Source organism: Sphingopyxis sp., from assembly GCF_036402335.1.
Classification (GTDB): Bacteria; Pseudomonadota; Alphaproteobacteria; order Sphingomonadales; family Sphingomonadaceae; genus Sphingopyxis.
Window position 1 is genome coordinate 1 of the sequence record NZ_DASWTD010000108.1, and the last position, 6,978, is coordinate 6,978.

5 protein-coding genes are annotated in these 6,978 nt (G+C 67.0%); 3 read left to right on the forward strand and 2 right to left on the reverse strand.

Features of this window, described 5'->3' with window-relative positions; all coding sequences use genetic code 11:
- A partial coding sequence (locus VGD20_RS03235; protein WP_331133073.1) for an MFS transporter occupies nucleotides 1-969 on the forward strand: 969 nt, incomplete at its 5' end.
- On the opposite strand, the gene VGD20_RS03240 is transcribed toward VGD20_RS03235, so the two are convergent.
- Nucleotides 966-1,853 (reverse strand): LysR substrate-binding domain-containing protein, encoded by an 888-nt coding sequence (locus VGD20_RS03240; RefSeq protein ID WP_331133074.1) that lies wholly within the window; start codon nucleotides 1,851-1,853, stop codon nucleotides 966-968. The two genes, VGD20_RS03235 and VGD20_RS03240, sit on opposite strands and share 4 nt — an antisense overlap.
- Before the next feature lie 76 nt (nucleotides 1,854-1,929).
- Here VGD20_RS03240 and VGD20_RS03245 point away from each other — a divergent pair, with 76 nt between their 5' ends.
- Together VGD20_RS03245 and VGD20_RS03250 are read left to right on the forward strand one after the other, a co-directional pair.
- The gene (locus VGD20_RS03245) at nucleotides 1,930-3,858 is read left to right on the forward strand and encodes a TonB-dependent receptor domain-containing protein (protein WP_331133075.1); all 1,929 of its coding nucleotides are present in this window, start codon (nucleotides 1,930-1,932) and stop codon (nucleotides 3,856-3,858) included.
- Nucleotides 3,859-3,977: 119 nt separating this feature from the next.
- On the forward strand, nucleotides 3,978-6,047 hold the full coding sequence (locus VGD20_RS03250; protein ID WP_331133076.1) for a TonB-dependent siderophore receptor: 2,070 nt from the start codon (nucleotides 3,978-3,980) through the stop codon (nucleotides 6,045-6,047).
- Nucleotides 6,048-6,078: 31 nt separating this feature from the next.
- Here the strand turns inward: VGD20_RS03250 and VGD20_RS03255 are convergent.
- Nucleotides 6,079-6,978: sensor domain-containing diguanylate cyclase (locus tag VGD20_RS03255; RefSeq protein ID WP_331133077.1), on the reverse strand; the 900-nt coding region annotated here is incomplete at its 5' end.

Consider the following 6,978-nt stretch of genomic DNA (forward strand, 5'->3'; position numbering starts at 1 on the left):
ATGCTGCCCGTGACCTATGCGCTACTCGCCGAAATGATGCCGAGCCGCCATCGCGGGTGGAGCCTCGTGCTCGTCGGCGGGCTGGGCGCGGTCGGCGGCTATGCCGCGGCCAGCCTGCTTGCCGTCTGGCTCGAACCCATCTTCAGCTGGCGTGTGCTGTGGCTCGCGAACCTGCCGAGCGGGCTGATGCTTGTGGCGCTGGGCGCTTTCATCCCCGAATCAGCGAAGTTCCTGATGGCGCGCGGCCGGCACGACGAGGCGCGGCGCGTGATGGCGCGCTTCGGTGCGACCGTGCACCGCGTCGCACCCGACGGGCCTGCCGCGCCACACAGCCCCGCCGCGACGGCCAGACCACGCGCCTTTGGCGGCAAGCTGTTCGCGCTCGGCCTCACCGCAATCTGTTGGGGTCTCGTCAATTTCGGTCTCCTCTTGTGGCTTCCCGTCGAACTGATCGCCCGCGGTTACAGTATGGAGGTTGCCAGCCAGCTGCTGGCCGCATCTGCGCTGATCGCCCTGCCGACGGTCTTCGTCGTCGCGTGGCTCTATGGCGCATGGAGCGCCAGGAAATCGGTGCTGCTGTCGATCGCCATTACCTTGCTCGGACTTGCCGGCGTGCTGTGGCTCGCGCTGACCGGGGGCGCGAGCCCGGTATTGCCCGTTGCGCTGCTGATCGTCGGCAGCAACGGCATCATCGCGATGCTGCTCCCCTATTGCGCCGAAAGCTTCCCCTTGCGCATCCGTGGCCGCGCCACCGGTGTGGTCGCCGCGTGCAGCAAGCTTGGCGGCGTCCTTGCACAGGGCCTTGCGATCATGGCGATCATCCCGACACTTGGCGTGAGCGCGATGATGATCGCGGGACCGATGTTGCTGTCGCTTCTCCTTGTTGCGCGTTACGGCCGCGAAACGAGGGGTTCGGACCTCCGCGACCTCGACCCCGAAGGACATGTGTTCGACGGGTCGGGGCTTTAGGCGCGTGCTGCGCCTGCATTCGTAAGCGCCAGCAAGCGGCGCGCGAGTTCGATCACCGCCGACCGGCTCTCGCCGGTGCGCATCCCGACAAAATGCGCTGCCGGATTGGGTTCAGCGCGCGGCGAGACATAGGCGAGCCGCCCCGCCGTCACCGCCGCATCGGCGAGCGGGGTGCGGAGCAGCGCCACGCCCAGCCCCGCTTCGGCGGCGGTCAGCACCGTATCATAATCCTCGAACCGCCGGTCCTGCCAGCGCGGACGGTAACGCACCCCGGCTGCGGCCAGCCAGGCGCGCCAGTGCGCCATGTCCGAATCATGGAGCAGTTGCCGTCCCAGCAGTGCGTCGGCACCGGCATCCTCGCCGAGTTCCGCCGCCAGCGCCGGCGCGGCTACGGGGCGCAGCGTCTCGCGAAACAACAACTGGCTGTCGAGCCCTTCCCACGATCCCCGCCCGTACCGGATCACCAGGTCGGCTTCCTGCGCGTGAAGGTCGATCGGGCGGTGATCCATGGCCACGTCGATATGAATATCGCCGCGCTCGAGCCCGGCGAGCCGCGGCATAAGCCATAGCCGCGCAAACGCCGGCACCACCGCCAGCCGCACCGTCGGACGTCCGCGCCGCGGCCGCCACTGGTCGGCGCTGCGCGACAGCATCCCCAAGGCCTGCCGCGCCTCGGCGGCGAAACGCTGCCCGGCGGGGGTCAGGCGCACACCGCGACCGTGCCGCTCGAACAGGGTGGTGCCCAGCCAGCTCTCCAACGCCGCGATCCGGCGGCTGACCGACCCGTGCGTGATCTGGAGCATGTCGGCTGCAGCCGTGAAGGATCCGGCCTCCGCCGCGGCCAGCATGGCATTCAGCCCGTCGAGCGGCGGCAGAGGTTCCAAGCTGTGCATAATACGCACATAAAACTCCCCAACGGTGCGCTATGTCAAGAGGCTTCATCGTGGCAGTTGCCGCGTCATGACCCAGCTTCTCTCCGCTTGCCGCCCGTCCCTTGCCTGCATCGCCTTCCTCGCGCTCGCCGCACCCGCGTTTGCCCAGCGCGTCGACGAAAACGCCACGCTCGATGCCGAGGACGCCTTCGGATCGAATATCGGCGGCGAAGGGCTGGGCATCTACAGCCCGACCGATGTGCGCGGTTTCTCGCCGACCGATGCCGGTAACGTCCGGCTCGAGGGGCTCTACATCGACCGCCAGACCGAACTCACCAGCCGCCTCGTCGCGGGCAACCGCATCCGCATCGGCCCGACCGCGCTCGGCTATGCCTTTCCCGCGCCCTCGGGCATCGCCGATTATCGCATCCGTGCGGCCGAAGCCGACCCCGTGCTCAGCGTTGCCGCCAAGGGCGACAGCTTCGGCGGCTGGCTGGTCGAGGCCGATGCACTGCTCCCGCTCGCGGGGCGGGCGCTCGGGCTCGCCGCCGGCGCCGGCTTCTACCGCAACCAATATGCGTTCCGGAACAGCAATGACGTGCTCTCGACCTCGCTGTCATTCGTCTGGCGCCCTAACGAAACCACCGAGATCAAACCCTTCTGGAGCCGCGTCGGCGTCGACGACGAGGAATCCTATCCCATCGTCATCGGCGACGGCCAGGATCTGCCCGCCCGCATGACGCGCCGCCGCTTTCTCGGGCAGGACTGGGCTGACTATGAGGTCGAGCGCGTGACCTATGGCGGGCTCGGCCGCACCCGGCTCGGCGATTTCACGCTGCGCGGCGGCGTCTTCCGTTCGGCGAATATCACGACCGAGGGCTATACGCTGCTGCTCGATGCAGCGCCACCCGGCACGCTCGCCGCACGCACCGTTACCGCCAATCCGCGTCGCTCGAACGCCTCGACCAGCGGCGAGGTCAATATCGCACGTGCCTTTACCACCGGCCGTGTGCGCCACGAATTGCTGCTCGCGGTGCGCGCGCGATCGCAGACGCGCTTTTACGGCGGTTCCGACCATCGCTCGCTCGCGCCCGCACCGTTCAACGAGGAACGCGCCGTCGCGCGCCCCGCCTTCGTCTTCGGTCCACGCACCGAGGACAGGGTCCGGCAATGGACCGCCGGTCTTGCCTGGCAGGCACGGATCGACGGGCTCGGCCGCATCAATCTCGGCCTCCAGCGCAGCGATTATCGCAAACGCGTCACGACTCCCGCCGAGGCGCCACCGCAATCGCGCGCCAGCCCCTGGCTGTTCAGCATCGCCGCCGAAGCCGAACTCACCCCGCGCCTGACGCTCTATGGCGGGATGACGCGCGGGCTCGAGGAAAGCGACATCGCGCCCGAAACCGCGGTCAACCGCGACGAGGCGCCCCCCGCGATCCGCACCCGGCAGGTCGACGGCGGGCTGCGCTGGCAGCTCGGGGCAATGACTCTGATCGCCGGCGGCTTCGAAATCGAAAAACCCTATTACGGGCTCGACCGTGGCAACGTCTTCCGCCGCCTCGGCACCGTCACCCATCGCGGCATCGAGGCCTCGCTCAGCGGCTCGCCCGCCCCAGGCCTCACCCTCGTCGCCGGTGGCGTGCTGCTCGACGCGAAGCTTTCGGGCGAAGAGGTCGCGGGCGGATCGATCGGCCGCCGCCCGATCGGTACCCCGTCACGCAGCCTGACCGGCACCATCGACTGGCGCCCGCCGCAGCTTCCGGCGCTGTCGTTCGACGTCGGCATCGAGCATGCCGGGCGCCGCTACGCCGACGCGGCGAACGCCGTCCGCGTTCCCGCGCGTACCATCGTCGACCTCGGCGCGCGTTACCGGTTCGGCATCGGCAAGCTGCCTGCGGTGCTCCGCGTACAGGCGACGAACCTGTTCGACACCTATGGCTGGGACGTCGAGGGTAACAACGCCTTCGCCTATATCCCGTCGCGGCAGGTGACCGCCCGGATGGCCATCGACTTTTGATCGCCCTGACCGGCTTGCGCCCGATTTCGTCCGTTCTTCATCGAATTCTCTTGCGACTGCATATCAATATCCCTACCGGCTGCGGCTAATTGAGATTGAGTCGCAAAAAGGGGAATGATATGAAGCTCGCCCGGACGATCGCCATGTGCGGCGCCGCCGCCCTCGCCCTCACGGCCGCCGCCGCGCGTGCCGAAGAGGCCGCCGGGGCCGAGGCAGGCACCGGCGAGGATACCATCGTCGTCACCGGCTATTCGGGCACCAAGACCGACACCGCGCTGACCGAATTGCCCCAGCCGATCAAGATCATCACGTCCGAACAATATGAGGCGCAGGGCGCGATCAGCATCAGCGACACGGTGAAATATGCCGCCGGCGTCCTCGCCAACCCCTATGGCCGCGACACCCGTGTCGACGGCTTCAACGTCCGCGGGCTCGACGCGCTGCAGTTCCGCGACGGCATGCGCGACATCTTCTCCTATTATGCGTCGATCACGTCGGACCCGTATAATTTCTCGCGCGTCGAAATCATCCGCGGCCCCGCCTCGGTGCTGTTCGGCCAGGGGTCGATCGGCGGCCTCGTCAACCTCGTCAGCAAGACGCCCGACTTCGATACCCGCGGCGAAATCAGCCTCGTCTATGGCAGCGATGACCGCAAGGAAGTGCTGGGCGACGTCAATCTCGCGCTTGCCGACAATCTCGCGGTCCGTTTCGTCGGCCGCGCGCGCGATGCCGACACCTATGTCGATCATGTCCCCGACGACCGCGTCATGTTCGCGCCCTCGATCCGCTGGCAGCCGACGCCCGACACCGAAGTCGTGCTCACCGGTCTCTATCAGGAGGACGATACCGGCTCGACGTCGCAATTCCTCCCGATCATCGGCACTTTCAGGCCCAACACGGTCGCCGGCGAACAGCTCGATCGCTACACCTTCGTCGGCAAGGCCGGCTGGGACCGCTACAATGGCCGCTCGCTGCAGGGCGGTGCCTCGGTCACCCACAGCTTTTCCGACGCTGTCAAACTCAGCCTCAAGGCCCGATACATCGACAGCGACCTCGAATATAACACCCACTATGCCGACAGCTACACCAACCCGCAGGATCCCTTCTCGGTCTATGGGACCGACGGCCGCACGATCGCGCTGACCGCGGACGCGAGCGACGCGCGGATGAACGTCTTTTCGACCGACAATAATCTCCAGTTCAATTTCGGCACCGGCGCCAATATCGAGCACAAGCTGCTCGTCGGCATCGACTATAGCTGGAACAAGGTCGGCAAGCGGTACGCCGGCGGGGACGAGATCGTCGACCTCTACGACATCGATTATGACGCACTGCTGACCTATGACCCCAGCGGCCCCTTCGTCAACGAAAGCCAGAAGCAGCTCGGCATCTACGTCCAGGACCAGATCCGCTTCTACGACCGCGTCTCGGTCGTGCTCGGCGCCCGCCGCGACCGCGTCACCGGTTCGTCGGGCCAGAAGGACAATGCCACGACCTTCCGCGCCGGCATCATCGGTGAGATCGGCGCGGGCTTCTCGCCCTTCGTCAGCTATACCGAAAGCTTCCTGCCGGTCGCCGGCCGGATCGACAACGGCGACGGCAGCTTCGGCGATCCCTACCGGCCGCAGACGGGCACCCAATATGAGGCAGGCGTCAAATGGCAGCCCGCGCCGGGCACCCTCGTCACCGTCACCGCCTTCAAGATCAAGGAACGCAACCGCGTTCTCTATCTCGCTGCCGGCGGCACGACCCAGTCGGGCGAACTCAACACCAAGGGCTTCGAGATCGAGGCGAGCCACACGCTGCCCGGCAATTTCGAGCTGCTGGCCAACTATGGCTATTCGAAACTCAAGTCGGAAACCAACACCAGCCTCGATTACATGCCGCGCCATACCGCGTCGCTCTGGTCGACCAAGACCTTCGGCCTTTCGAGCGAAGCGCAGCTGCGTCTCGGCGGCGGCGTCGTCTACAGCGGCAAGAGCGTTTCGACCAGCCCGGTCTGGTCGATCGTCACACCGTCGCGCACCACGGTCGACGCGCTCGCCGAGATCAACTGGAACAGCTGGCGCTTCGCGCTCAACGCGACCAACCTGCTCAACAACAAATATTTCGCTTCGTGCCTCGCGCGCGGCGACTGCTTCGTCGGCGCCCCGCGCAACGTGATGGGCACGGTGGGCTACCGCTTCTGACCGGGCTGGCCGCCGCGCCCGCGCGCGGCGGCTAGTCGGGCTTCGATTTCCTCGGCTGGGCCACTTCCACCCGGTCGCGGCCATTCACCTTGGCGCGCAGCAGAGCGGCATCGGCCGTACGCACCAGCCGGTCGAACCCGCAATGGACCGGCGCGACCGCGATCCCGACCGAAACGGTGATCGGGTCGAGGTCCTTGCCGCCATGTCCGAGTTCGAGCGCCGCGATACGCGCACGAATATCCTGCGCGCGCTCTTCGGCCTGCACGGGCGACAGCGTCGGAAGCAGGATGAGGAACTCCTCGCCGCCATAGCGAAAGGCAAGGCCCGTCTCGCGCGTCACATTGGCGAGCACATGCCCGACCGCCCGCAGCACCGCATCGCCCGCCTCATGGCCATGGACATCGTTGAAACGCTTGAAATGATCAACGTCGATCATCAGGCAGCCGAGCGCTTCGCCCAGCCGCTCGGCCTGTGCGATCTGCGTCTCCAGCACATGTCCCAGCTGCCGCCGGTTGGCGAGGCCGGTCAGCGGATCGGCCATCGCCATTTCGCGCAGCGTGTCGCGAAGCTGGAGATTGGCGATCGCCAGCCCGATATTTTCGGCGAGCATGTCGAAATAGATCAGCTGCGCCGCGCTGCGCGCCGCATCGCCCGCGGGCATTTCGAAATAGAGCAGGCCCAACGTCTCGCGCTGCGCGGTGAGCGGCAAGCACAGCGTATCGACCGGATGGCCGGCATCGCGTTCGATATGGTCGCACGGAACATCGACATTGTCCCCCGCCGGACGATGACGCAGGCCGCGCCGCAGCGCCCAGCAGGATATCGGCGAAAACTGCTCCGCCGATCGCACCGGCCCCAGCCAGCTCCCCGCCTCGATCACAAGATTGCGCTGCTTGTCGAGCAGGTACAGCCGCCCCGGCAGCCCCGGGGC